This is a genomic window from Streptomyces sp. NPDC008086, assembly GCF_042957325.1.
Taxonomy (GTDB): domain Bacteria; phylum Actinomycetota; class Actinomycetes; order Streptomycetales; family Streptomycetaceae; genus Streptomyces.
Genome location: NZ_JBIBIA010000005.1, coordinates 473,444 through 495,691, shown reverse-complemented (window position 1 = coordinate 495,691; position 22,248 = coordinate 473,444). Strand labels below are relative to the sequence as shown.

Annotated in this window: 22 protein-coding genes; 9 read left to right on the top strand and 13 right to left on the bottom strand. The window is 71.7% G+C overall.

Annotation, left to right across the window (positions count from 1 at the left end; all coding sequences use genetic code 11):
- Positions 1-157: 157 nt before the first annotated feature.
- On the top strand, positions 158-1,234 hold the full coding sequence (locus ACFZBP_RS20115; RefSeq protein WP_391415112.1) for a substrate-binding domain-containing protein: 1,077 nt from the start codon (positions 158-160) through the stop codon (positions 1,232-1,234).
- Between the two features lie 7 nt (positions 1,235-1,241).
- Positions 1,242-2,051, top strand: a complete 810-nt coding sequence (locus ACFZBP_RS20110) for a hypothetical protein (protein WP_391414757.1) — start codon at positions 1,242-1,244, stop codon at positions 2,049-2,051.
- 3 nt (positions 2,052-2,054) lie between these two features.
- Here ACFZBP_RS20110 and ACFZBP_RS20105 read toward each other — a convergent pair whose 3' ends face one another.
- Together ACFZBP_RS20105 and ACFZBP_RS20100 are read right to left on the bottom strand one after the other, a co-directional pair.
- Complete coding sequence (locus tag ACFZBP_RS20105; RefSeq protein ID WP_391414755.1) at positions 2,055-4,052, bottom strand: protein kinase; 1,998 nt, start codon at positions 4,050-4,052, stop codon at positions 2,055-2,057.
- Positions 4,053-4,156: 104 nt separating this feature from the next.
- Entirely contained in the window at positions 4,157-5,461 is a 1,305-nt protein-coding gene (locus ACFZBP_RS20100) for a DUF6986 family protein (protein WP_391414753.1), read from the bottom strand.
- Positions 5,462-5,665: 204 nt separating this feature from the next.
- On the opposite strand from ACFZBP_RS20100, the gene ACFZBP_RS20095 reads away from it, so the two are divergent.
- Positions 5,666-6,571, top strand: coding sequence for an endonuclease/exonuclease/phosphatase family protein (locus tag ACFZBP_RS20095; protein WP_383448912.1), 906 nt, complete (start codon positions 5,666-5,668; stop codon positions 6,569-6,571).
- A gap of 57 nt (positions 6,572-6,628) precedes the next feature.
- Here ACFZBP_RS20095 and ACFZBP_RS20090 read toward each other — a convergent pair whose 3' ends face one another.
- The 4 genes from ACFZBP_RS20090 to ACFZBP_RS20075 all read right to left on the bottom strand — a co-directional run bounded on the left by ACFZBP_RS20090 (position 6,629) and on the right by ACFZBP_RS20075 (position 9,828).
- The gene (locus ACFZBP_RS20090) at positions 6,629-7,591 is read right to left on the bottom strand and encodes an FAD-binding protein (RefSeq protein WP_391414751.1); all 963 of its coding nucleotides are present in this window, start codon (positions 7,589-7,591) and stop codon (positions 6,629-6,631) included.
- A 72-nt stretch (positions 7,592-7,663) separates the two neighbouring features.
- Positions 7,664-8,452, bottom strand: coding sequence for an electron transfer flavoprotein subunit beta/FixA family protein (locus ACFZBP_RS20085; RefSeq protein ID WP_391414749.1), 789 nt, complete (start codon positions 8,450-8,452; stop codon positions 7,664-7,666).
- 243 nt (positions 8,453-8,695) lie between these two features.
- Positions 8,696-9,205: a flavin reductase family protein gene (locus tag ACFZBP_RS20080; RefSeq protein ID WP_383448906.1), complete on the bottom strand. Its 510-nt coding sequence runs from the start codon at positions 9,203-9,205 to the stop codon at positions 8,696-8,698.
- Positions 9,206-9,414: 209 nt separating this feature from the next.
- A complete protein-coding gene (locus ACFZBP_RS20075) occupies positions 9,415-9,828 on the bottom strand; it encodes a TlpA family protein disulfide reductase (protein ID WP_383448903.1) in 414 nt (137 codons plus the stop codon).
- A gap of 76 nt (positions 9,829-9,904) precedes the next feature.
- Here ACFZBP_RS20075 and ACFZBP_RS20070 point away from each other — a divergent pair, with 76 nt between their 5' ends.
- Both ACFZBP_RS20070 and ACFZBP_RS20065 read left to right on the top strand, forming a co-directional pair.
- Positions 9,905-10,321 carry a DUF4395 family protein gene (locus ACFZBP_RS20070; RefSeq protein ID WP_391414746.1) on the top strand — a complete coding sequence of 139 codons (417 nt, stop codon included), beginning with the start codon at positions 9,905-9,907 and terminating at the stop codon, positions 10,319-10,321.
- Between the two features lie 187 nt (positions 10,322-10,508).
- Positions 10,509-11,243 (top strand): lysophospholipid acyltransferase family protein, encoded by a 735-nt coding sequence (locus tag ACFZBP_RS20065; protein ID WP_383448899.1) that lies wholly within the window; start codon positions 10,509-10,511, stop codon positions 11,241-11,243.
- 115 nt (positions 11,244-11,358) lie between these two features.
- Here the strand turns inward: ACFZBP_RS20065 and ACFZBP_RS20060 are convergent, their stop codons facing one another.
- Positions 11,359-12,045 (bottom strand): phenylalanine--tRNA ligase beta subunit-related protein, encoded by a 687-nt coding sequence (locus ACFZBP_RS20060; RefSeq protein WP_391414744.1) that lies wholly within the window; start codon positions 12,043-12,045, stop codon positions 11,359-11,361.
- A 182-nt stretch (positions 12,046-12,227) separates the two neighbouring features.
- Here ACFZBP_RS20060 and ACFZBP_RS20055 point away from each other — a divergent pair, with 182 nt between their 5' ends.
- Positions 12,228-13,595, top strand: a complete 1,368-nt coding sequence (locus ACFZBP_RS20055) for a hypothetical protein (protein WP_391414742.1) — start codon at positions 12,228-12,230, stop codon at positions 13,593-13,595.
- An 11-nt stretch (positions 13,596-13,606) separates the two neighbouring features.
- Here the strand turns inward: ACFZBP_RS20055 and ACFZBP_RS20050 are convergent, their stop codons facing one another.
- The 3 genes from ACFZBP_RS20050 to ACFZBP_RS20040 are packed head-to-tail and all read right to left on the bottom strand — an operon-like array spanning position 13,607 to position 16,871.
- Positions 13,607-14,677 carry a beta-eliminating lyase-related protein gene (locus ACFZBP_RS20050; protein WP_391414740.1) on the bottom strand — a complete coding sequence of 357 codons (1,071 nt, stop codon included), beginning with the start codon at positions 14,675-14,677 and terminating at the stop codon, positions 13,607-13,609.
- Positions 14,674-15,423 (bottom strand): SDR family NAD(P)-dependent oxidoreductase, encoded by a 750-nt coding sequence (locus tag ACFZBP_RS20045; protein WP_383449189.1) that lies wholly within the window; start codon positions 15,421-15,423, stop codon positions 14,674-14,676. The genes ACFZBP_RS20050 and ACFZBP_RS20045 overlap by 4 nt, the downstream gene beginning before the upstream one ends.
- Positions 15,424-15,473: 50 nt before the next feature.
- A complete protein-coding gene (locus tag ACFZBP_RS20040) occupies positions 15,474-16,871 on the bottom strand; it encodes a DUF6421 family protein (RefSeq protein WP_391414738.1) in 1,398 nt (465 codons plus the stop codon).
- 406 nt (positions 16,872-17,277) lie between these two features.
- Between ACFZBP_RS20040 and ACFZBP_RS20035 the strand changes: the two genes are divergently transcribed.
- Entirely contained in the window at positions 17,278-17,961 is a 684-nt protein-coding gene (locus ACFZBP_RS20035; RefSeq protein ID WP_383448889.1) for a glycerophosphodiester phosphodiesterase, read from the top strand.
- 120 nt (positions 17,962-18,081) lie between these two features.
- Here ACFZBP_RS20035 and ACFZBP_RS20030 read toward each other — a convergent pair whose 3' ends face one another.
- Positions 18,082-18,633, bottom strand: coding sequence for a GNAT family N-acetyltransferase (locus tag ACFZBP_RS20030; protein WP_383448887.1), 552 nt, complete (start codon positions 18,631-18,633; stop codon positions 18,082-18,084).
- A gap of 70 nt (positions 18,634-18,703) precedes the next feature.
- Between ACFZBP_RS20030 and ACFZBP_RS20025 the strand changes: the two genes are divergently transcribed.
- Positions 18,704-19,096, top strand: coding sequence for a VOC family protein (locus tag ACFZBP_RS20025; protein ID WP_383448885.1), 393 nt, complete (start codon positions 18,704-18,706; stop codon positions 19,094-19,096).
- A 316-nt stretch (positions 19,097-19,412) separates the two neighbouring features.
- Positions 19,413-20,177 (top strand): VOC family protein, encoded by a 765-nt coding sequence (locus ACFZBP_RS20020; protein ID WP_391414734.1) that lies wholly within the window; start codon positions 19,413-19,415, stop codon positions 20,175-20,177.
- A 28-nt stretch (positions 20,178-20,205) separates the two neighbouring features.
- Here ACFZBP_RS20020 and ACFZBP_RS20015 read toward each other — a convergent pair whose 3' ends face one another.
- Together ACFZBP_RS20015 and ACFZBP_RS20010 are read right to left on the bottom strand one after the other, a co-directional pair.
- Entirely contained in the window at positions 20,206-20,742 is a 537-nt protein-coding gene (locus ACFZBP_RS20015; RefSeq protein ID WP_391414732.1) for a MarR family transcriptional regulator, read from the bottom strand.
- Complete coding sequence (locus ACFZBP_RS20010; protein WP_391414730.1) at positions 20,739-22,229, bottom strand: FUSC family protein; 1,491 nt, start codon at positions 22,227-22,229, stop codon at positions 20,739-20,741. The genes ACFZBP_RS20015 and ACFZBP_RS20010 overlap by 4 nt, the downstream gene beginning before the upstream one ends.
- Positions 22,230-22,248 lie beyond the last annotated feature (19 nt).

The following is a 22,248-nucleotide window of genomic DNA, read 5'->3' as shown; positions in this document are numbered from 1 at the left end:
GGAATTGGGCGAGCCGGTCTCGCGGTGGGGGCGCAGGCCGGAGATTGCGGTGGACAGTGTCCCCTGGATCTGACAACGTTGTCCAGGCTCTATGCTCGACGCCACATCCTCATACAAACCCATGGACCGACGCATCCCCGTGGACCGACGCCTCCCCGTGGACGACAGGACAGGACGCCGCATCGTGCCCGAGACCATCCGCCGATCCGACCGCGCACCCGAGAACCGCTACGGCAACCGTCCGACCATGAAGGACGTGGCGGCGCGGGCCGGAGTCGGTCTGAAGACCGTCTCGCGCGTGGTCAACGGCGAGCCGGGGGTCACTCCGGAGACGGAGCGCCGCGTCCAGGACGCCATCGACGCCCTGGGGTTTCGCCGCAACGACAGCGCGCGGGTGCTGCGCAAGGGCCGGACGGCGAGCATCGGCCTGGTCCTGGAGGATCTCGCCGACCCGTTCTACGGGCCGCTGAGCCGCGCGGTCGAGGAGGTCGCCCGGGCGCACGGCGCCCTGCTCATCAACGGCTCCAGCGCCGAGGACCCGGACCGCGAGCAGGAGCTGGCGCTGGCGCTGTGCGCGCGGCGGGTGGACGGGCTGGTGATCATTCCGGCCGGTGACGACCACCGGTACATGGAGCCCGAGCTCAAGGCCGGTGTCGCCACGGTGTTCGTGGACCGGCCGGCCGGGAAGATCGACGCCGACTGCGTGCTGTCCGACAACTTCGGCGGTGCCCGTGACGGCGTCGCCCACCTCATCGCGCACGGGCACCGCAGGATCGGCTTCGTCGGTGACATGCCCCGCATCCACACGGCTGCCGAGCGGCTGCGCGGCTATCGGGCCGCCATGGAGGACGCGGGCATACCGGTGGCGGACTCCTGGATGTCCCTGGGTGTCACCGACCCCGAGCGGGTGCGCCGGGCGGCCGAGGAGATGCTCTCCGGCCCCTCCCCCGTCACCGCGATCTTCGCGGGCAACAACCGGGTGACGGTCACCGTGATCCGGGTCCTCGCCGAGCAGAGCCGCCCCGTCGCCCTCGTCGGCTTCGACGACATCGAGCTCGCCGACCTGCTCCAGCCCGGCGTCACCGTCGTCGCCCAGGACGCCGCGGCCCTCGGCCGCACCGCCGCCGAACGCCTTTTCCGCCAGCTCGACGGCACCCAGGTCACCCCCGAACGCATCGAGCTGCCCACCCGGCTGATCACCCGTGGCTCGGGCGAACTGCCGCCGGCGGACTGAGCGGCCCATGGACGACCTCACGACCGGGACGCCGCACTCCTCGGCCTCGCCCTCATCTTCGACCTCGCACCGCCGCACGCTGGAGGCGCTCGGCCTGGCCGACGCGCCACGCGATCGACCGCTCCTCTACCCGGGCGCCTGGCCCGCGGACTCGGGCCTGCTCGACGGGGACCAGTTGCTGCCCCTGGACCATCTGGTGCACGACGACCGCGTACCCGTGCTCGCGGTCGGCTCCAACGCCTGTCCCGGCCAACTGCGGCACAAGATGGACGCGTTCGGGATCACCTCCCCCATCCCCATGGTGAAGGTCCGGATCACCGGCATCGACGTCGGCGTCTCCGCACACGTGAGCCGCCTCGGATACGTCTCCGCGTCCCCCTTCCACGCGCCGGGCCACGTACGGGAGTTGTTCGTCACCTGGCTCGACGCCGAGCAGCTCGAGGTGATCGACGCGAGCGAGGGCGTGCCGTTGCCGTACGGCAACTACGCCCGGGCCTGGCTGCCGGCGCCCGACGTCCGGATCGACCTGGCCGACGGCGGCACGCTTCCGGGCACCTTCGTGTACGTCAACCGCCATGGCGTCCTGCACGGCGGCACCGGCGCCCCGCGCACCCACCCCGGTCAGCGGGCGCTGATCACCGAACTCCTCACGGGCTCGGCCCGGTTGCGGGAGCTGTTCGGTGACACCCCCGAGGAGTTCTGCGCCCGGGCGCGGGCCGACGCGCGGCTGTGCGAGCGCGGGACCCGGCTGTTCGCGCAGGAGCGGATGGTGACGGCCTCCGGGCTGGAGAAGTACGTCGAGGCGCGGCGGAGCTGAGGGTCAGCAGACGGGGAGTCCGGGCACCGGCTCGTCGTTGTTGCCGCCCTGGATGTAGACGTCGCTGATGAAGACGCCGGTGTTGCCCCTGTCGTCGTCCGTCTTGGCCCACCAGACGTTGGTCCACTGCCCGGAGGTCTCACGACGGCCCAGGTTCTGCTGACAGTAGAAGTAGTTGGTGCCCGCGTTGAGAACGCCCACCTCGGTGCCGGACGCGGTGTACGACTTGGCCTGGGTCCAGACCTGGCAGTTGTACTTGCCGCCGCCGATCGACTGGCAGGCGTCGGGCTGGGTGGTGCTGCCGCCACCGCCCGTGGTTCCGCCACCGCCGGTGGTTCCGCCGCCTGTGGTTCCTCCCCCGCCGGTGCCGCCGCCACTGCCGGAACCGCCGCCCGTGCTGCCTCCGTCGGTGCCGCCACCACCCGAGGTCCTGGTCGGGGACGCGGCGGTGGGCCCGTCGGTGGCGTCGGCCTCCGTCGTACCACTGGGGGACTTGGACGCGTCGGGGGACTTCTTGTCGTCGTCCGTGTCGGTCAGGCCGGCCTCGCCCGAGGGGCGGGAGTCGGGGCTGACGGTCGCCGGGGCGGAGGCGCCGGTGGAGGTGGTGGCCGAGGTGTTCTGTGCCTCGGTCCTGGACTCGCCCTTGTTGTTCACCAGGGCGATCGTGACGCCGGCCGCCGCGAGGACGACGGTGACGGCCACGGCGGCGAGCAGGGCACGGCCCTTGCGGCGGGCAGGGGTGCCGGAGGACGTGACCATCGGGCCGGTGGCGTCCGGGCCGTGCGGCGGTTGGGGCGGGCCGCCGTACGGGGCCGCGGACGGGTGCCCTGGGACGCCGTATCCGTGGCCCTGACCTGCCTGTCCCGTCGAGCCGGGCTGACCGGCGGCGCCGAAGCCCTGGACGGGCGGTGTGCCCTGTCCGGGAGTCCCGGGTCCCTGAGCCGCCGACGCGCCCTGTGCCGTGCCCCCGAAGCGCGGGGCCCCCGGCAGGTCGGAGGCGGGTACGCCCTGCTGCCCGACCGGGTTCACACCCGCCGTGGGTCCGGATCCTGGCGGCGCCGAGGGGACGTCGCGCTCCGTCTCGTCCGGTACGGGCCCCGCGCCCACGGGACCCCGCAGCGCCGTGGTCGCAGCGTCCGTGCCGCCCGACTCGGCCACCGCCTGGAGGAGTTCGCGCGCCTCTTCGGCCTCGGGACGGGACTCGGGCCGCTTGTCCATCAGCCGCTGCAGGACGGGGCCGAGGGCTCCGGCGTTGCGGGGCTCCCGCAGGGGCTCGCTGACGATCGCGGTGAGGGTGGAGAAGGTCGACGTACGGCGGAAGGGTGCGGAGCCCTCCACCGCCGCGTACAGCGTGGCGCCCAGCGCCCAGACGTCCGAGGAGGGACCCGGGTCGGTGCCCTGGGCGCGCTCGGGGGCCATGTAGTCCAGGGAGCCGACGAGATGGCCGGTGCGGGTGAGATGGGTGGCCGAGCCGTCGGCCGGGTCCTCCATGGTGGCGATGCCGAAGTCGGTCAGGACGACCCGGCCGGAGCGTTCGAGCAGGATGTTGCCCGGCTTGACGTCACGGTGCAGGACGCCGGCCCGGTGGGCGGCGGCCAACGCGTCCATGACCTTGGCGCCGAGCCCGGCCGCCTCCCGCGGGTCGAGGGTGCCGCGCTCGCGCAGCACCGCCTCCAGGGAGGGGCCGTCGACCAGCTCCATGACGATCAGGGGCCGTCCGTCGACCTCGGCGACGTCGTGCACGGCGACCACGCCGGGATGCTTGACCCGGGCCGCCGCGCGGGCCTCGCGCTGCATCCGCAGCCGCAAATCGGCGAGTTCGGGGCCGTCGGCGTCCGAGTAGGTCCGCAGTTCCTTGACGGCGACCTCGCGGCCGAGCACCTCGTCGACGGCCCGCCAGACCACGCCCATGCCGCCGCGTCCGAGCTGCGCCAGCACGCGATAGCGTCCGGCCAGCAGCCGACCGGTCTCGTCCGCCTGTCCGTTCTCCCCCGATGACACCGCTGCCCCGTTCCTGTGACACCACTGACACGTCGATGCGTGGCGTACAGACTACGGGGCGGCGGTGACAACACCAGCCGGTGGTTGCGAAAGTGACAGGTCCGCTACTTCGCGGAAGCCGTCAGATCGCCCCTCCTCGGCGCCGCGAAGCCCTCCAGGTCGGCGCGGGTCAGACCGGTGAGCCGGGCGACCTCGCCGATGTCGAGGGCGCCGCAGTCCAGCCCGCGCAGCAGGTAGCCGCTGAGGGCCTTGGCGGTGGCGGGCTCGTCCATGACGTCGCCACCGGCCCGGTTGGCGTAGCGGGCGAGGCGGGCGGCAGCCTGCTCGAAACCTTCACGGTAGAAGGCGAAGACGGCCGCGTACCGGGTGGGGATGTGGCCCGGGTGCATGTCCCAGCCCTGGTAGTAGGCACGGGCGAGGGCGCGGCGGGTGAGGCCGTAGTGCAGTCGCCAGGCGTCGTGGACCTTCTCGGTCGTACCGACCGGCAGGACGTTCGTCGAGCCGTCGGAGACGCGTACGCCGGTGCCGGCCGCCGCGACCTGCATGATCGCCTTGGCGTGGTCGGCGGCCGGGTGGTCGCTGGCCTGGTAGGCGGCGGAGACGCCGAGGCAGGCGCTGTAGTCGAAGGTGCCGTAGTGCAGTCCGGTGGCGCGGCCCTCGGCGGCCTGGATCATGCGGGCGACGGTGGCGGTGCCGTCGGTGGCGAGGATGGACTGGCTGGTCTCGATCTGGATCTCGAAGCCGATCCGGCCGGGCTCGAGGCCGCGCGCCTTCTCGAACTCCTCCAGGAGCCGCACCATGGCGGTGACCTGCTCGGGGTACGTCACCTTGGGCAGGGTGAGGACGAGCCCGTCGGGCAGGCCGCCGGCCTCCATCAGGCCGGTGAGGAAGATGTCCAGGGTGCGGATGCCCCGGTCGCGTACGGGCGCCTCCATGCACTTCATGCGGATGCCCATGTACGGAGCCGCCGTGCCGTTCTCGTACGCCTGGGCGATCAGCCGGGCCGCGCGGGCGGCCGACTCGTCCTCCTCCGCGTCCGGGCGGGGGCCGTAGCCGTCCTCGAAGTCGACACGCAGGTCCTCGATGGGCTCGCGCTCCAGCTTGGCGCGCACGCGCGCGTACACGGGCTCGGCGAGGTCGTCGGGGAGGCCGAGGACGGCGGCGAAGGAGGCGGCGTCCGGGGCGTGTTCGTCGAGGGAGGCGAGGGCCTTCTCGCCCCAGGAGCGGATGGTGTCGGCGGCGAAGACGTCGCCGGGGACGTAGACGGTGTGGACGGGCTGGCGGCCGCCGAGGTCCCCGGGGTAGCGGCGCTCCAGCTCGGCGTCGACCGGCGCGAGGGAGGCACTGATCTCCTCGCTGACGGCGCCCGCGAGGCTCGTCGCCACCTTCTCCTGCTGGCCCTGACCCATCCCACACCCTCCTATTTTCCGCTATACGGAATCAACAATCCGTAGAACGAAGCTATCTGGCCACCTTCCGACTGGTCAACACCATGTCCACGGGGAGTCACTCCACCATCTCGTCATGTTCACGCTCATCTCAGGACGCGGTATCACACTTCCATACGCACGCCCCGCACGACTCGTCCGGCCGTTCCCACCGAAGGAGCCCCTGTGCCGAAACACAGCCGAGTCACGCGCCGTCTGGGCCTGAAGGCCGTGCTGGCCGCCGCCGTCACCGCGCCCCTCTCCAGTACAGCACTGCCCACGTCGTCCGCCTCGGCGGGCGAGTCCCCCGCCGGGCACCTCCAGGCCATGTCCTTCAACCTGCGCTTTGCCAGCACCGCCGAGCCCCACAGCTGGGCGGTCCGCAGACCGGTCATGCGCGAGCTGCTGCGCCGCGAGGCACCGCACGTCATCGGCACCCAGGAGGGCCTCTTCGCGCAGCTGCTGGACATCGACTCCGACCTCGGCCCGCACTACGACTGGCTGGGCACCGGCCGGCTGCACGGCAGCCGCGACGAGGCCATGGCGGTCTTCTACGACACCCGGCGGCTGCGCCCGACCGAGTACGACCACTTCTGGCTCTCCGACACCCCGGACGTGATCGGCTCCAACACCTGGGGCGCGGCCTTCGCCCGTATGGTCACCTGGGTCCGCTTCCGCGATCTGGCCGACGCCGGACGGGAGTTCTACGTCCTCAACACCCACTTCGACCATGTCAGCCAGTACGCGCGCGAGCGCAGCGCCGCGCTCATCGCCGCCCGGATCGCCGGGTTCGACCGTTCCTTACCGGTCGTGGTGACCGGGGACTTCAACGTCGCCGCCCACAAGAACACGGCGTACGACACCCTGCTCGGCGCCGGTCTCGTCGACACCTGGGACACCGCGCGCGAGCGCAGCGCGCTGTACGCGACCTTCCACGGCTACAAGCCGCTGACGCCGGACGGCGACCGCATCGACTGGGTCCTGACCACGCCGGGGGTCACGGCGCACCGGGCGGCGATCAACACGTTCTCCGCCGACGGCCAGTTCCCGAGCGACCATCTGCCCGTGCAGGCGTTCCTGAGCCTGGGATGACACGAGGCCCCCGTGACCGCCGGACGGTCACGGGGGCCTCGACGTGCCCGACGGCGATCAGCCCTTGCGGGTCTTGATCTCCTCGGTCAGCGCCGGGACGACGTCGAACAGGTCGCCGACCACGCCGTAGTCGACCAGCTCGAAGATCGGGGCCTCGGCGTCCTTGTTGATCGCCACGATCGTCTTCGAGGTCTGCATGCCGGCACGGTGCTGGATCGCGCCGGAGATGCCGGAGGCGATGTACAGCTGCGGGGACACGCTCTTGCCGGTCTGGCCGACCTGGTTGGTGTGCGGGTACCAGCCGGCGTCCACCGCGGCACGCGAGGCACCGACGGCCGCACCGAGCGAGTCGGCGAGGGCCTCGATGATCGCGAAGTTCTCCGCGCCGTTGACGCCACGGCCACCGGAGACCACGATCGCGGCCTCGGTCAGCTCCGGACGCCCGGTCGACTCACGCGGCGTACGCGCGGTCACCTTGGTGCCGGTCGCGGCGGCGGAGAAGGTCACGGCGAGCGCCTCGACCGCGCCCGCGGCCGGGGCGGCCTCCACGGCGGCCGAGTTCGGCTTGACCGTGATGACCGGGGTGCCCTTGGCGACACGGGACTTGGTGGTGAACGACGCGGCGAACACCGACTGGGTCGCGACCGGGCCCTCGTCGCCGGCCTCCAGGTCGACGGCGTCGGTGATGATGCCGGAGCCGAGACGCAGCGCCAGACGGGCGGCGATCTCCTTGCCCTCCGCGGAGGACGGCACCAGCACGGCGGCCGGGGAGACGGCCTCGACGGCGGCCTGCAGGGCGTCGACCTTCGGCACGACCAGGTAGTCGGCGTACTCGGACGCGTCGTGGGTGAGGACCTTGACGGCGCCGTGCTCGGCGAGCGCGGCGGCGGTGTCGGCGGCGCCCTTGCCCAGCGCGACCGCGACGGGCTCGCCGACGCGGCGGGCCAGGGTCAGCAGCTCCAGGGTGGGCTTGCGGACGGCACCGTCCACGTGGTCGACGTAGACGAGAACTTCAGCCATGGGATTGCTCTCCTGCGGAATGCGAAGTCTGAGGGGCGGTAAGGGGGTTGAGCCTCGAGCGGGCCAGGACCCTTAGATGAACTTCTGGCTCGCGAGGAACTCGGCGAGCTGCTTGCCGCCCTCGCCCTCGTCCTTGACGATCGTGCCGGCGGTACGGGCCGGACGCTCGGTCGCGGCGTCCACGACGGTGTACGCGCCCTCCAGGCCGACCTCCTCGGCCTCGATCTCGAGGTCGGACAGGTCCCAGGACTCCACCGGCTTCTTCTTGGCGGCCATGATGCCCTTGAAGGACGGGTAGCGCGCCTCGCCCGACTGGTCGGTGACCGACACGACGGCCGGCAGGGACGCCGCCAGGTTCTCCGAGGCGGCGTCGCCGTCCCGGCGGCCCTTGACCGTGCCGTCCTCGACGGAGACCTCGGACAGCAGGGTGACCTGCGGGACGCCCAGACGCTCGGCGAGCAGGGCCGGTACGACGCCCATGGTGCCGTCGGTGGAGGCCATGCCGGAGATCACCAGGTCGTAGCCGGCCTTCTCGATCGCCTTGGCCAGCACCAGCGAGGTGCCCAGCGCGTCGGTGCCGTGCAGGTCGTCGTCCTCGACGTGGATCGCCTTGTCGGCGCCCATGGACAGCGCCTTGCGCAGCGCGTCCTTGGCGTCCTCGGGGCCCACCGTCAGAACGGTGATCTCCACGTCGTCGTCGGAGTTCTCGGAGATCTGCAGCGCCTGCTCGACCGCGTACTCGTCGAGTTCGGAGAGCAGACCGTCCACGTCGTCCCGGTCGACGGTCAGGTCATCGGCGAAGTGCCGGTCGCCAGTGGCGTCGGGCACGTACTTCACGGTGACAACGATCCTCAAGCTCACGCCGGCTCTCCTACTGCGTCGACATTTCTATGCTGCCTACTTGCAGGCAGCATAGGCGCCCCAAGCGGCCGATCCCGATCGGGGCGACCTGCGCTCCGAGCGAAATATTACTCGTCAGTACACCCAGTTCGTGCCCGCTAAGCAAGCGCTTTGAACTGTGACCTTTGCAACGCAGCGTAATCGGAAACCGACGGCTTCGCAGAACACCGGGCGGCCGGGCTTCGTCACACAGGCCCGGTGAGCTCAGTCACGCAGGGCGTTGAAGCGGCCCTGGTGGTACAGCAGCGGACGCCCCGGTCCGGTGGAGTCGCCGAGGAGCACCTCGGCCAGCACGATGCGGTGATCGCCGGCGGGCACGCGCGCGACGACGCGGCACACCGTCCAGGCGAGCACGTCGTCGAGGACGGGGACGCCGTCGGGACCCTCGCTCCAGAGCGTGGGCGGGCCGAAGCGGTCGGCGCCGCTGCGGGCGAAGGTGGCCGCCAGGTCCTGCTGGTGCTCGCCGAGTATGTGGACGCCGACATGGTCCGTCGCGGAGATGGCCGGCCAACTGGAGGCGCCCGTGCCGATGCCGAAGGAGAGCATCGGGGGCTCGGCGGAGACGGAGCTGAGGGAGGTGGCGGTGAAGCCGACCGGGCCCGTCTCGCCACGGGCGGTGATCACGGCCACTCCGGCGGCATGGCGCCGGAAGACGGAGCGGAGCAGATCGGGTGAGGCGAGCCTCGAGGTGCCGAGGCCGGACGTGGCCGTCATGGAGTTGTCCTTCTGCGAGGGGATGCGTGCGGGCCGGTGGCTGTTCAACAGCCCGGACAGCGCGCGCTCGCGGTGCGGGCCAGATCGACGTGGGCCCGTCCGTGGAGAAGGAGTTCCTCAGGCATCAGGTCAGGCTGACGATAGGTGGTGCGCACAGTCAAGTGTGTTCCGGTATGTGGGAGATGACTCACCCTCGGCATCACGGCCCCTCAGACCGCTTCGCCCAGCGCCGCGATCACGTCCGCCTTGCGGGGCTGTCCGGTGGCCCGCCGTACGACGTGCCCGTCGGCGTCGAGGACCAGCACGGTCGGCGTCTTGAGGATCTCGAGGCGGCGTACGAGGTCCAGGTTGTCCTCGGCGTCGAGCTCGACGTGGGTCACGCCCGGGACCATGCCGGCCACCTCGCCGAGCACTCGCCGGGTGGCCCGGCAGGGCGCGCAGAAGGCGCTGGAGAACTGCACGAGGGTCGCGCGGGCGCCCAGTTCGCCGCCCAGGTCGGCCGCCGCGATCCGCTTTCCGTCGTCCCGCCCGCGCACCCGTACTCTCCCGCTCCGCCGCCGCTGCAGCACTCCGTAGGCGCTCGCCGCCGCGAGCACCGCCACGCACACCACCAGTCCTGTCATCACCGTCCTCAACCCTTCACGAGACTGCAAAGATTCCCGACGCCCTGAATCCTGTCCATTGCGGAATGCTTGATTCATGGACATCGATGTGAGGGGGCCGCGCTTCGGGGCGGCCGTGACGACCGCGGTGCTGGCCGTCGTTCTGGTCACCGGGAGCGCCTGGCTGCTGGCCTGGCAGACGCTGGCGTTCGCGCTGGGCGCGGCGGGCGGGGTGAGCCGTTCGCCGTACGGCTGGGTGTTCCGCACGGCGGTACGGCCCCGGATCGGGCCGCCGACCGAGTTCGAGGCGCCGGAGCCGCCGCGGTTCGCGCAGGCGGTGGGCCTGGTCTTCGCGGGTCTCGGGCTGGTCGGTTACACGCTCGGGCCGGACTGGCTGGGGCTCGCCGCGACCGGGGCGGCCCTCGCGGCCGCCTTCCTGAACGCCGTCTTCGGGTACTGCCTGGGCTGCGAGATGTACCTGCTCGTGCGGCGGGTGACGGTGCGCGCAGGGTAAAGGCGGCACAAAAGACCGAGGTGGATCAAGGGGCCGACGTGACGAGGATCTCGCCGTTCCCCGGCACTTGGGCTTGGCCCTCGGCCGTTCTTGGGGCACGATCTGCGACAAGCCGTAAACCTACGGCTGCGTAACTTTCCACTGGGAGCTTCCTTCCCAGGCAGAGAAAGAAGGGTCCACCCCGTCCATGGCAGAGCTTGTCTACCGTCCCGTCGTAGGTTTCGCCCAGGCGTTGTTCAAGGCGTGGGACCTCAAGATCGACTGCAAGGGGTCGGAGAACATTCCACGCTCGGGCGGCGCCGTGCTGGTGAGCAACCACATCAGCTACCTGGACTTCGTCTTCAACGGCCTGGCGGCGCTCCCGCAGAAGCGCCTGGTGCGCTTCATGGCGAAGGAGTCGGTGTTCCGGCACCGGATCTCCGGCCCGCTGATGCGCGGCATGAAGCACATCCCCGTGGACCGCGAGCAGGGTGAGGCGGCGTACGCCCACGCGCTGGACTCGCTGCGCTCCGGCGAGATCGTCGGGGTCTTCCCGGAGGCCACGATCTCGCAGTCGTTCACGCTGAAGAGCTTCAAGTCGGGCGCCGCCCGGCTGGCCCAGGAGGCCGGCGTTCCGCTGATCCCGATGGCCGTGTGGGGGACGCAGCGACTGTGGACCAAGGGCCACCCGCGCAACTTCAAGCGCAGCCACACCCCGATCACGATCCGGGTCGGCGAGGCGATCGAGGCCTCCAAGGACAAGTACGCGGGTGCGATCACCCGGCAGCTGCGCGAGCGCGTCCAGGAGCTCCTGGAGGCCGCGCAGCGTGCCTATCCCGTCCGCCCCAAGGACGCGCACGACACCTGGTGGATGCCGGCCCACCTCGGCGGCACGGCGCCCACGCCGGAGCAGGTGCGTGCCGCGGAGAGCTCCGCCGGGTAGTGCCCGGACACGGGTTGTCGATCAGGGACGGTGCCGTCGGGGCTGGTCGCGCCCGCGCGGCAGGGCCGCAGATCGATACGGCCCCGCGCCCCTGAGGCAGGTTTCCGGACCGCCTCTATCGACGGACTGTGATCTGGGCTCCCGGGCTGAACTTCTCCAGGAGTTCGGCCAGTTCGGCGCCCGCCTGGTCGGCCTCGGCCGGCGGCATCGGGGTCAGGGTCTCCAGGAGGAAGATGCCGGAGACGGTCTGCTCGGTGAGCCGGGTGCGTGGGCCCTGGCGCCAGTTCCAGCGGCGGCAGGTGACGCCCGCGTCGTCGCGCCAGACGACCTCGCCCGCGTCGGGGTGCTCGACGACCTCCTCGCCGCCGGCGACGGTCACGAAGTCCTCCTCGCCGGTGGCGCGCACCAGGCGCATCCCGCCCTGGATGCGGTCGATGTCCTCGCCGCCGACCGGGACGAGGTGGGCGACGCTGATCGCGTTGTAGACGTCCACCAGCAGATTGATCCGGGGCAGTCCGGCCTCGGTCAGCGCCCTCTTGGCCAGCGCCTCGGCGGAGTTGCGGGTCCTGGAGGGCTTCGATCCGAACGCCGTGTAGACCTCACGCCAGGCCGCGATGTGCGGGTCCTCGTGCGGAGCGCGCCCCTCCAGGCGTACGGCGAGCCGACGCGCCGCGTCGTCGAGGAGCGAGGAACTCTCCTCGGTGCTCGGCCCGTTGACCAGACCGTGCGCCTCGACGGCCACGTGGGTGAAGCCGGGCGCCAGGGCGCGCACCTCGTCGGAGACGGTCAGCGAAAGGGTCATGGTTCACCTTGCCTCGAGGATCGGAATGCAGTGCAGCATACAGGACTGCACAGTCCATCTCATTGGACGCCGGATCGGCTGAGAGGAACGGCTGAACATCGCCGCAACCCTGTAGCCGGCCTACAACCCCTCCCCCGTCCCGCGGGTCTCGGCCACCGACCGCTCATCGACAAGGGGGAACCATGAGACATCGCCTTCTCGCGGCCGCGATCGCCGGCTGTGCCCTGGCCGCGGTCGGGGCCGGACCCGTGCGCGCCGCGTCCGACCAGTTGTGGATCAGCGCCCCGTCCGAGACGGTGCTGCCCGTGCCGGCCGCCGGCGGTGAGGCGTCCGAGCGGACCCTCGATGTGCGGGTCACCCACGACAACACCGACCACGGGGTGCCGGCCGGGCGACTGACCGTTGACGTCGGCGAGATCGCCGCCTTCGCTCAGGTGTCGTGGCCCGCGAACTGCGCGCCCGAGTCGGCGGTCCGGGCCGTCTGCGACTTCGCCGGGATGCCCGCCGGGACGGACAGCACGGCGGCCGCCCTGCTGGGACTTCGCGCACTGCCGGACGCGGAGGCCGAGGCGTCCGGGCACGTGCGCTACTCGGCCGCCGCCGGGGACCTGACGGCCTACCCGGCGGAGACCGTGGTCAGCCTGGGTGACGGGCCGGACCTCGGACTCAGCCAGGCCGAGGATCAGCGGGGCCTCAGGCCCGGCACGAACACCCAGGTGCGGGCAACGGTCGCCAACAACGGCAGCCGCGCGGTGGACCGTACGCTGCTGTCGCTCTACGCGTCCTACGGGCTGCGGTTCCAGGAGCGGAACTCCAACTGCGAGTACCGCGACCACGCCATCGGTACGTTCGCGCTGTGCGTGCTGGACGAGCCGGTGGCTCCGGGCGAGCGGTACGAGCTGACGAGCCCCCTGCGCGTAGGGCGCCAGGCGCTGTACGAGCGGTTCGACCACTCCGTACTGCCCTACTCGGACGCGGCGCTGGAAGAGGCGCGCGGCGGGGAGACCTGGACCCCTGGCACGGGCCCCGAGCTGGATCTGCGTGCCGTGGCCGCACGGCAGGCCGCCGCCGGGGACGAGGACCTCGATCTGTCGGACAACTACCGGGCCGTCATCCTCGACGCCCGCAACACCGCCGACCTGAAGGTCACTGGCAGCAAGGTGCGCGGGGCCGCCGGGGACACCGTGACCGCTCGGGTCACCGTGACCAACCGGGGCCCGGCGTGGGTGGCGTCGCTGGGTGCGGGCGCGGCCGTCGCCACCGTGCGGTTCCAGGCGCCGGAGGGCACGACGGTCGTCGGATGGCCGGAGGAGGAGTGCGCGGAGGAGCTGCCGTCCGAGGAGGGGCCGGCCGTCGCGACCTACTTCTGCCGGACGCCGATCCACCTGCGTGACAAGGCGTCGCACTCCTTCGACGTGCGGCTGCGGATCGACGAGGTGGTGCGCGGGGCACGCACCACCGTCGAGACCCTGAACGACGATCCGGAGCTCTCCATCAGGAAGTTCGACCCGAATCTGCGCAACAACAAGGCGTGGATCGTCGTCAACTGACGGAACACCCCCTAGCGCGCCATCTCCTCCTTCAGTGCCGCCACGAACGCGTCCACGTCGTCCTCGGTCGTGTCGAAGGCGCACATCCAGCGCACGACACCGGCCGCCTCGTCCCAGAAGTAGAAGCGGAACCGCTTCTGGAGGCGCTCGCTCACGTCGTGCGGGAGCTTGGCGAAGACGCCGTTGGCCTGCACGGGGTAGAGGATCTCCACCCCGTGCACCGCACGCACGCCCTCGGCGAGGCGCTGGGCCATCTCGTTGGCGTGCCGGGCGTTGCGCAGCCACAGGTCCTTGGCGAGCAGGGCCTCCAACTGCACCGACACGAAGCGCATCTTGGAGGCGAGCTGCATGGACAGCTTGCGCAGGTGCTTCATGTGGCTGACGGCGTCCTGGTTGAGCACGACGACCGCCTCGCCGAACAGGGCGCCGTTCTTGGTGCCGCCGAGGGAGAGGATGTCGACGCCGACCGCGTTGGTGAACGTCCGCATGGGCACGTTCAGCGAGGCGGCGGCGTTGGCTATGCGGGAGCCGTCCAGGTGCACCTTCATGCCGTGCGCGTGGGCGTGGTCGCAGATCGCGCGGATCTCGTCCGGGGTGTAGAGGGTGCCGAGCTCGGTGCTCTGGGTGATCGAGACGACCTGGGGCATGGCCCGGTGCTCGTCGTCCCAGCCGTACGCCTGCCGGTCGATCAGCTCGGGGGTGAGCTTGCCGTCGGGGGTGGGCACGGTGAGCAGTTTCAGGCCGCCCATGCGTTCCGGGGCGCCGCCCTCGTCGACGTGGATGTGCGCGCTCTCGGCGCAGATCACCGCGCCCCAGCGGTCGGTGGCCGCCTGGAGCGCGACGACGTTGGCGCCGGTGCCGTTGAAGACCGGGAACGCCTCGGCGGTGGCGCCGAAGTGGCTGCGGACGATCCGCTGGAGGTTCTCGGTGTAGTCGTCCTCGCCGTACGCCACCTGGTGCCCGCCGTTGGCCAGGGCCAGGGCGGCGAGCACCTCCGGGTGGGCGCCGGCGTAGTTGTCACTGGCGAAGCCGCGGACGTTCGGGTCGTGGTGGCGCCGGGCGTCGGTCTTCGGAGGGTTCACGGCTTCTCGGTCAGCCACAGACGGTTTCCGTTCACTTCGGCGGCGGGCTTGTCCCAGACGTCGACGACGGCGTCGGCCAGGTCCTTGACGTCCGTGAAGCCCGCGAACTTCGCGTTGGGGCGGTCGGCGCGCATCGCGTCGTGCACCAGCGCCTTCACCACCAGGATGGCAGCCGCGGACGTGAGCTCCTCGCCGCCCCCGGCCTTGCGGAAGGCGTCGGCCAGCGCGAGCGTCCAGGCCTCGGCGGCGGCCTTGGCGGCGGCGTACGAGGCGTTGCCGGCGGTCGGCTTGGTGGCGCCGGCGGCGCTGATCAGCACGTACCGGCCGCGGTCGCTGCGCTGGAGGCCCTCGAAGAAGGCCAGCGAGGTGTGCTGCACGGTGCGGATCAGCAGCAGCTCCAGGAAGTCCCAGTCGTCGAGGCTGGTCTTGATGAAGGTCTCGCTGCCGCGCCAGCCGCCGACGAGGTGGACCAGGCCGTCGACGCGCCCGAAGTCCTTCTCGATGTGGTCGGCCCAGTCCCGGGTGGACTGCAGGTCGAGCAGGTCCACGGGTTCGCCGGTGACGGTCGCGCCGCCCGACGCGTAACGGGCCGCGTCCACGGCCTCCGCGAGCCGCTCGGGATCGTTGTCGGCGGCGGCGACGGTCGCCCCCGCCTCGGCCAGCCGCAGCAGCGCCGCCCGGCCCGCGGGTCCACCCGCGCCGGCCACCGCGATCACCGCACCGCTGAGAGCTCCGTTCCCCGCCATCTTCTTCGCCTCCTGAGCAGCGTTCTGGGTCACGCGGACGACTGTGCCGCTCACGCGGCGATCCGCTCGGCGCTGTCCGCGGTGATGCCCTTGGTGGAGGCGATCACGTTCTTCAGCTTCTTGGACAGGGCCTCATAGAACATGCTCAGCGGAAACTCGTCCGGAAGCACGTCATCGACGAGCTTGCGCGGCGGCTGGGTCAGGTCCAGGGCGTCCGGGCCCTTGGCCCAGCGGGAGCCGGGGTGCGGGGCGAGGTAGGTGGAGACGAGCTCGTAGCCGGCGAACCAGTGGACGAGCTTCGGGCGGTCGATGCCGTCGCGGTAGAGGTTCTCGATCTCGGCGCACAGCTGGTTGGTGACCTGCGGGGCGCGGTCCCAGTCGATGTGCAGCTTGTTGTCGGTCCAGCGCAGGACGTCGTGCTTGTGCAGGTAGGCGAAGAGCAGCTGGCCGCCGAGGCCGTCGTAGTTGCGCACGCGCTCGCCGGTGACCGGGAAACGGAACATGCGGTCGAGCAGCACGGCGTACTGCACGTCACGGGCCTGCGGGACGCCGTCGGCCTGGAGCTTCACGGCCTCCTTGAAGGCGGTGAGGTCGCAGCGCAGCTCTTCGAGGCCGTACATCCAGAACGGCTGGCGCTGCTTGATCATGAACGGGTCGAACGGCAGGTCGCCGTGGCTGTGGGTGCGGTCGTGGACCATGTCCCACAGGACGAAGGCCTCCTCGCAGCGCTTCTGGTCGTGGACCATCGCGGCGATGTCCTCGGGCAGGTCGAGGCCCAGGATGTCGACGGCGGCGTCGGTGACGCGGCGGAAGCGGGCGGCCTCGCGGTCGCAGAAGATGCCGCCCCAGCTGAAGCGCTCGGGCGCCTCGCGCACGGCGATCGTCTCGGGGAAGAGCACGGCGGAGTTGGTGTCGTAGCCGGCCGTGAAGTCCTCGAACTTGATGCCGCAGAACAGCGGGTTGTCGTAGCGGGTGCGCTCCAGCTCGGCCAGCCAGTCCGGCCAGACCATGCGCAGCACGACGGCCTCGAGGTTGCGGTCGGGATTGCCGTTCTGCGTGTACATCGCGAAGACGACCAGGTGCTGGAGGCCGTCGGCGCGGCTCGCGGCGGGCTGGAAGGCCAGCAGCGAGTCGAGGAAGTCGGGCACCTGGAAGCCGTCGTCGGCCCAGCGGCGCAGGTCCTTCACGAGCGCCTGGTGGTAGGCGGCGTCGTGCGGGAGCAGCGGGGAGAGCTCCTCGACGGCGTCCACGACACGCCGTACGGCGGCCTCGGCGTCCGCGCGCCCGGGCGCGCCCTCGGCGTCGAAGTCGATCGATCCGTCCTTGGACTGCCATGGCCGGATCTGCTCCACGGCATCCTTGAGCACCGGCCACGCCGGGTGCTCCACCACCCTGGTCGCCGGAGGAACCCGCTCCCCCGAAGCCGCCTGCACAAGAATTTCCGTCATGTCCCATCCTCCACGGGAGAACCTCGCGTGAGTAGACCGTATACACACGGGCTTCCTCCCAGCAAGAGCAGCCTCAGGAAATTATCCTGCGCACCACCATGGTCACCGCACTTTTTCCTGTCGGTCATCCGAGCAGACGCATACTCCCGCCACGGCTGGGCATACGGAGGGCCGCGGACGGGCGCGGCGCCCCTTCACGGTCGGTCAATCCGCGGGGGACTCGCCCACGCCAGGGTGACCACCGCGGGGCGTGCATTCCAGGCACGCCAAGTCGACTGGCGCAAACCCTGTGTACACGTGGGGTTCATCACGCCCCCGGGCCACTAGGCTGCGGATCTGCCGCGCGAACACCCCGCTCCGGTTCGTGCGCGCGCCGAGCCGCCCGTCGACGGAAGCGAGTTGAACCTTGAACTTCCTTACCATCGGTCATCGCGGAGTCATGGGTGTCGAACCCGAGAACACCCTCCGTTCCTTCGTCGCCGCCCAGCAGGCCGGCCTCGACGTCATCGAACTCGACCTCCACCTGAGCAAGGACGGCGCCCTCGTCGTCATGCACGACACCGACGTGGACCGCACGACCGACGGCTCCGGCGCCATCGCCGACAAGACCCTCGCCGAGCTGCGCGCCCTGGACGCGGGCCGCGGCGAGCGCGTGCCCGTCTTCGAGGAGGTCCTGGACGCGGTGAAGTCACCGCTCCAGGCCGAGATCAAGGACGTCGCGGCGGCACGGGCGCTGGCCGAGGTGATGACCAGGCGGGATCTGGTCTCCCGGGTCGAGGTGTCCTCGTTCCACGACGACGCCGTGGCCGAGATCGCCCGGTTGGTGCCGGGGGTACGGACCGCCCTGATCGCCAGCCGCTACGGCACCGACATCGTGGACCGCGCCGTAGCGGTCGGCGCCCCGACCGTCTGCCTGAACATCCGCCGCCTCACCCTGGAGGTCGTGGAGCACGCCCGCAAGGCGGACCTGAAGATCATCGGCTGGGTGGTCAACACCCAGGACCACCTGCGTCTCGTGCGGGCCCTGGAACTGGACGGCGCGACGACCGACTACCCGGAGATCAAACGCACCGGCCGCTTCACCGCGTGAGCGCTCCGCTGGGCTGGGCCGTGGGTGGTGCCGCGTTGCGCCGTCGGTCGTCTGCGGCTTCGTGGGGGCTGGGCGCGCAGTTCCCCGCGCCCCTCTAGGGCACTGTCCAGCCGCACATGATTAGGCGAGCTTCTTGACCAGCAGCTCGAACTGCAGGTCGTCGCGCTGCGGGATGCCGAAGCGCTCGTCGCCGTACGGGAACGGGGTCATCCGTCCCGTACGGCGGTAGCCGCGCCGCTCGTACCAGGCGATCAGGTCGTCGCGTACCGAGATCACGGTCATGTGCATCTCCGTCGCGCCCCAGGTCGCGCGGGCCTGCCGCTCCGCCTCCGCGATGATGACCTTGCCGAGGCCGGCGCCCTGGAGGGCGGGGCTGACCGCGAACATCCCGAAGTAGGCGTGGGTGCCACGGTGTTCGAGCTGGCAGCAGGCGACGAGCGTGCCGTCCCGCTCGACCGTGAGCAACCGGCTGTCGGGCGACTTGACGACCTCCAGCACACCCTCCGGGTCGGTCCGCTGGCCTTCGAGGATGTCCGCCTCGGTGGTCCACCCGTTCCGGCTGGAGTCCCCGCGGTAGGCGGACTCGATCAGCGCGACCAGCGAGTCCACGTCGGCGTCGGTGGCGTCGCGGAAGGTGAGGCCGTCGGCGGCGGTGGTCGCGGCTGTGTCCATGGTGTGCTTCTCCACTTCTCGGGCACGACTCGGCACCGCAGAGCGTAACGCGCCGCTAGGATCCGGCTGCATGGTGCACGTACTGAGCGGCCGGACCCTCCTCCACCCCACCGACCCCGAGCGTTCCCGCGTCTTCTACGGCGAACAGCTCGGCCTGGCCGTCTACCGCGAGTTCGGCACCGGGCCGGAGCGCGGCACCGTCTACTTCCTCGGCGGTGGCTTCCTGGAGGTCTCCGGCCGTTCCGAGACCCCGCCGTCCCCGGCCGTCCAGCTGTGGATGCAGGTCGCGGACGTGGCGGCGGCCCACGACGAACTGCGGGGCAAGGGCGTCGAGATCGTGCGGCCACCGGTGAAGGAGCCGTGGGGGCTGATCGAGATGTGGATCGCGGACCCGGACGGGACGCGGATCGTGCTGGTGGAGGTCCCGGCGGACCATCCGCTGCGGTACCGGCCGGGGATCTGACTCACTCCGGGCGGTGCTCCCAGCGACGGTCGGTGCGGGTCAGCTCACGGAAGCCCGCCGAGGTGAGACGATCGATCGCGGTGCCGTCGTCGGCCCTCTCGTAGGCGAGGACGCGGCCCACCCCGCACAGCCGCGGCCAGTCGGCCGCCCGGCCCAGCAGCGGGCGCTCCAGGCCTTGCCGCAGGCCGACGGATCGATGTGCTTCGGGGGTACGTCGCTGGCGGCGCCCGGCTCCAGTGGCTTGCGTCGGCCGGATGGCCGGGGCCTCGCGCCGGGCTTAGCGTGCTGGAAGGGGTTTTCCCGCGGGAGGAACGCCATGAAGTTCGACAAGCCGGTGACCGGCGGGCCCTGCTGGACGGAGCTGGGCACCAGCGATCTGGCCGCGGCGAAGCGGTTCTACGTGGGGCTGTTCGGCTGGCGTGCCGAGACCGATCCGCGCAGCGAGGCAGGCGGCTACTCGATCGCACACCTCGGGGACGCGGCGGTGGCCGCGCTGACGCCGCTGTACCAGGAGGGCCAGCCGGTGGCGTGGAACGTGTCGTTCGCGGTGCCTAACGCGGACGCCGCCGCGGCGCGGGTCACCGACGCCGGCGGGACGGTGCTGGTGGGTCCGATGGACGTGTTCGACGTGGGCCGTTTCGCGGTGGCCGTGGATCCGACGGGGGCGGTGTTCCAGCTGTGGCAGGCGCGGTCGTTCCCGGGCGCGGGGCTGCTGAGCGCACCCGGCGCGCTCGGCTGGGTGGAGTTGCTGACCCGCGCGCCGGAGCGGGCCGTGGAGTTCTACACGACGGTGTTCGGCTGGAGCGTCAACGCCTCGGAGCACTACACGCAGTGGGGCCTCGACGGCGCCGACTTCGGCGGCATGGTGACGATGGACGACAAGTTCCCGCACGAGGTGCCGGCGCACTGGCTGCCGTACTTCGCCGTCGAGGACGTGGACACCACGGCGGCGGACGCGACGTCGGCGGGCGGCACCGTCCTCATGGAGCCCACCTCCGTCCCCGACGGGCCGCGCATCGCCGTGCTGCGGGACCCGCAGGGGGCGGTGTTCGGGGTGTACCGCGCGGCCGACGAGAAGTGACGGGCCGCGCGAGCGGGCCGGGTCGGTCTCAGCCGCGCGGCACGCCCAGGCGTCCCTCCAGCTCGCCGAGCAACTCGCCCAGCAGGACGGCGAGTTCACCCTTCCCCTGCGGGTGGAGGCCGGACAGTACGGTCGTCTCGTAGGCGAGTTGTTCGGGCAGGATGCCGTCGACCAGGTCCCGGCCCGCGTCGGTGAGGCGGACGTGGGCGACGCGGCGGTCGCGGGTGTCACCGCGGCGTTCGACCAGGCCGCGCTCGGTGAGCTGCTTGAGGCGTTTGGTGACGGCGGCGCCCGAGGAGAAGGTCTCGCGGGCGAGTTCACTGGGCGTCAGCTCGTGGCCGGTGCGGCGCAGCGCGCCGAGCAGGTCGAACTCGGGGCGGCTGAGGCCCGCCCGGCGCAGCGGAGCGTCCTCGGCCTGCTGGAGCAGGGCGGCACAGCGGTTGATCCGGCCGATGATCTCCATCGGGGCGGTGTCGAGGTCGGGGTGGACGCTCTGCCACTGCCGGACCACGGCGGCCACCGTGTCCTGTCTCGTCCCGGTCGGCCCGCCGTTCGTCGCCGTCATGGCCGTGCGCCCTCCGTCGTCTCGCCTGTGCGTCGGTCCGGGCGTGGTCCCTGACTCCGCCCCGTGGCCGCGAGCGTACGGGGTCCGGTCCGCGCGGTGCGCACGACCCGCTGCCACCGCCGGTCCGGTACGGCCACAGCGGCGACGAGGCCGACCAGCGCGCCGACGACGGTGTCCACGACCCGCTCGGTGATCAGCGGCCCGGGTTCCTGGAACCCGGCGAACTCGGTGACGAGCAGCGCCATGGGGGTCACGCAGACACTGCCGAGCCAGTAGTTGCGGGCGATCAGCGCCTCGGCGCCGAAGTTGAGGGCCAGACAGCACAGGACCAGGGCGACCTCGCCGGTGTGGGCGAGCGGCACCAGCGCGGCGAACAGCAGGACGCCGAGCAGGTTGCCGACGACGCGCTGGACGCCGCGGCCCCAGGTGAGGGTGAGGTTGGCCTGGTACAGGGAGGCGGCGGTGACCAGGGCCCAGTAGGGGCGGCCGATTCCCAGCGCGAGGGAGGCGTATCCGGCGAGGGCGCAGCCGAGGGCGGTGCGGAGGGCGAGCGGGGCCAGGGGGCGCAGGCGGTGCCACAACGCGCCATGGGGCGGGATGGGTTCGCTGGCGACGCCCGTGAGGCCGGTGAGGTCGTCGGCCTCCGGCACGGGGCGGTTTCGGCGCACCTGGCGGGCCCAGGCGCGCAGCAGGGCCGGGTCGGCGTCGGCGGGAGCGGCCAGGGCGATATCGGCGCGGACGACGAGGCGTTCGAGGGCGGCGCGGGTCTCGGTGGGGCGGCGGGCGGAGAGCAGGGCGTGCCGGGCGGCCTGTACGGCGGCGCCGGCGTGGGCGCGGGCGGTGTCGCCGGGGTCGCCCCCGGCCGAGTCACGCCCGGCCCGGTCGCCCGCACCGGCCGTCTCGACGTACGCGGCGGTCGCGTTCAGGGCGGCGGAAGCAGCCCGGCGTTCCGGACCGTGCGGGCGCGGCAGCCCGGGGGCCATGCCGACGAGCCAGGCCCAGGCGGCAGCCGCGGCGGCCAGGGCGAGATGGCCGGGGATCCGGTCCGGGGTCTGCGGGGTGAACAGGGCGGCGGAGCTGATGAAGGTGAGGACCACGTTGCCAGGCGGGCCGATGCGGGTCGCGTCGCACAGCGCCTTCTGGGCGGCGGCCAGCACGGCGCCCACGGTGACGAGGACGACGGCACTGCCGGTGAGCGAGGCGGTGACCAGGGCGGTGGCGAGGCCACCGAGCATGCCCAGCGCCACCCACGCCAGGACGCGGGCGCGGGCCGCGTAGGGGCGGTTGTGGGCGTACAGCGCGCACAGGGATCCGGCCATCGTGTACATGGCCAGGTCCAGCCGGCCGAGGACGAGCAGGGCGAGGTTGGGCGGGGCGGCGGCGGCGACCACGCTCAGGGCGGGTTTGAACCAGATGTCCGAGGGGCGCCCGAGGCGCAGCACTCCGGCCAGGGGAAGGCGGTCGCGCGTACTCGTCACCAGTTTCATACCCAACACCTTAGCAAGT

Coding starts and splice junctions, on each gene's coding strand:
- ACFZBP_RS20110 (WP_391414757.1), top strand. CDS start 1,242: ATGGACGACCTCACGACCGGGACGCCGCACTCCTCGGCCTCGCCCTCA.
- ACFZBP_RS20100 (WP_391414753.1), bottom strand. CDS start 5,461: ATGGGTCAGGGCCAGCAGGAGAAGGTGGCGACGAGCCTCGCGGGCGCC.
- ACFZBP_RS20090 (WP_391414751.1), bottom strand. CDS start 7,591: ATGGCTGAAGTTCTCGTCTACGTCGACCACGTGGACGGTGCCGTCCGC.
- ACFZBP_RS20080 (WP_383448906.1), bottom strand. CDS start 9,205: ATGACGGCCACGTCCGGCCTCGGCACCTCGAGGCTCGCCTCACCCGAT.
- ACFZBP_RS20075 (WP_383448903.1), bottom strand. CDS start 9,828: ATGACAGGACTGGTGGTGTGCGTGGCGGTGCTCGCGGCGGCGAGCGCC.
- ACFZBP_RS20070 (WP_391414746.1), top strand. CDS start 9,905: ATGGACATCGATGTGAGGGGGCCGCGCTTCGGGGCGGCCGTGACGACC.
- ACFZBP_RS20065 (WP_383448899.1), top strand. CDS start 10,509: ATGGCAGAGCTTGTCTACCGTCCCGTCGTAGGTTTCGCCCAGGCGTTG.
- ACFZBP_RS20060 (WP_391414744.1), bottom strand. CDS start 12,045: ATGACCCTTTCGCTGACCGTCTCCGACGAGGTGCGCGCCCTGGCGCCC.
- ACFZBP_RS20055 (WP_391414742.1), top strand. CDS start 12,228: ATGAGACATCGCCTTCTCGCGGCCGCGATCGCCGGCTGTGCCCTGGCC.
- ACFZBP_RS20045 (WP_383449189.1), bottom strand. CDS start 15,423: ATGGCGGGGAACGGAGCTCTCAGCGGTGCGGTGATCGCGGTGGCCGGC.
- ACFZBP_RS20040 (WP_391414738.1), bottom strand. CDS start 16,871: ATGACGGAAATTCTTGTGCAGGCGGCTTCGGGGGAGCGGGTTCCTCCG.
- ACFZBP_RS20030 (WP_383448887.1), bottom strand. CDS start 18,633: ATGGACACAGCCGCGACCACCGCCGCCGACGGCCTCACCTTCCGCGAC.
- ACFZBP_RS20025 (WP_383448885.1), top strand. CDS start 18,704: ATGGTGCACGTACTGAGCGGCCGGACCCTCCTCCACCCCACCGACCCC.
- ACFZBP_RS20020 (WP_391414734.1), top strand. CDS start 19,413: ATGAAGTTCGACAAGCCGGTGACCGGCGGGCCCTGCTGGACGGAGCTG.
- ACFZBP_RS20015 (WP_391414732.1), bottom strand. CDS start 20,742: ATGACGGCGACGAACGGCGGGCCGACCGGGACGAGACAGGACACGGTG.
- ACFZBP_RS20010 (WP_391414730.1), bottom strand. CDS start 22,229: ATGAAACTGGTGACGAGTACGCGCGACCGCCTTCCCCTGGCCGGAGTG.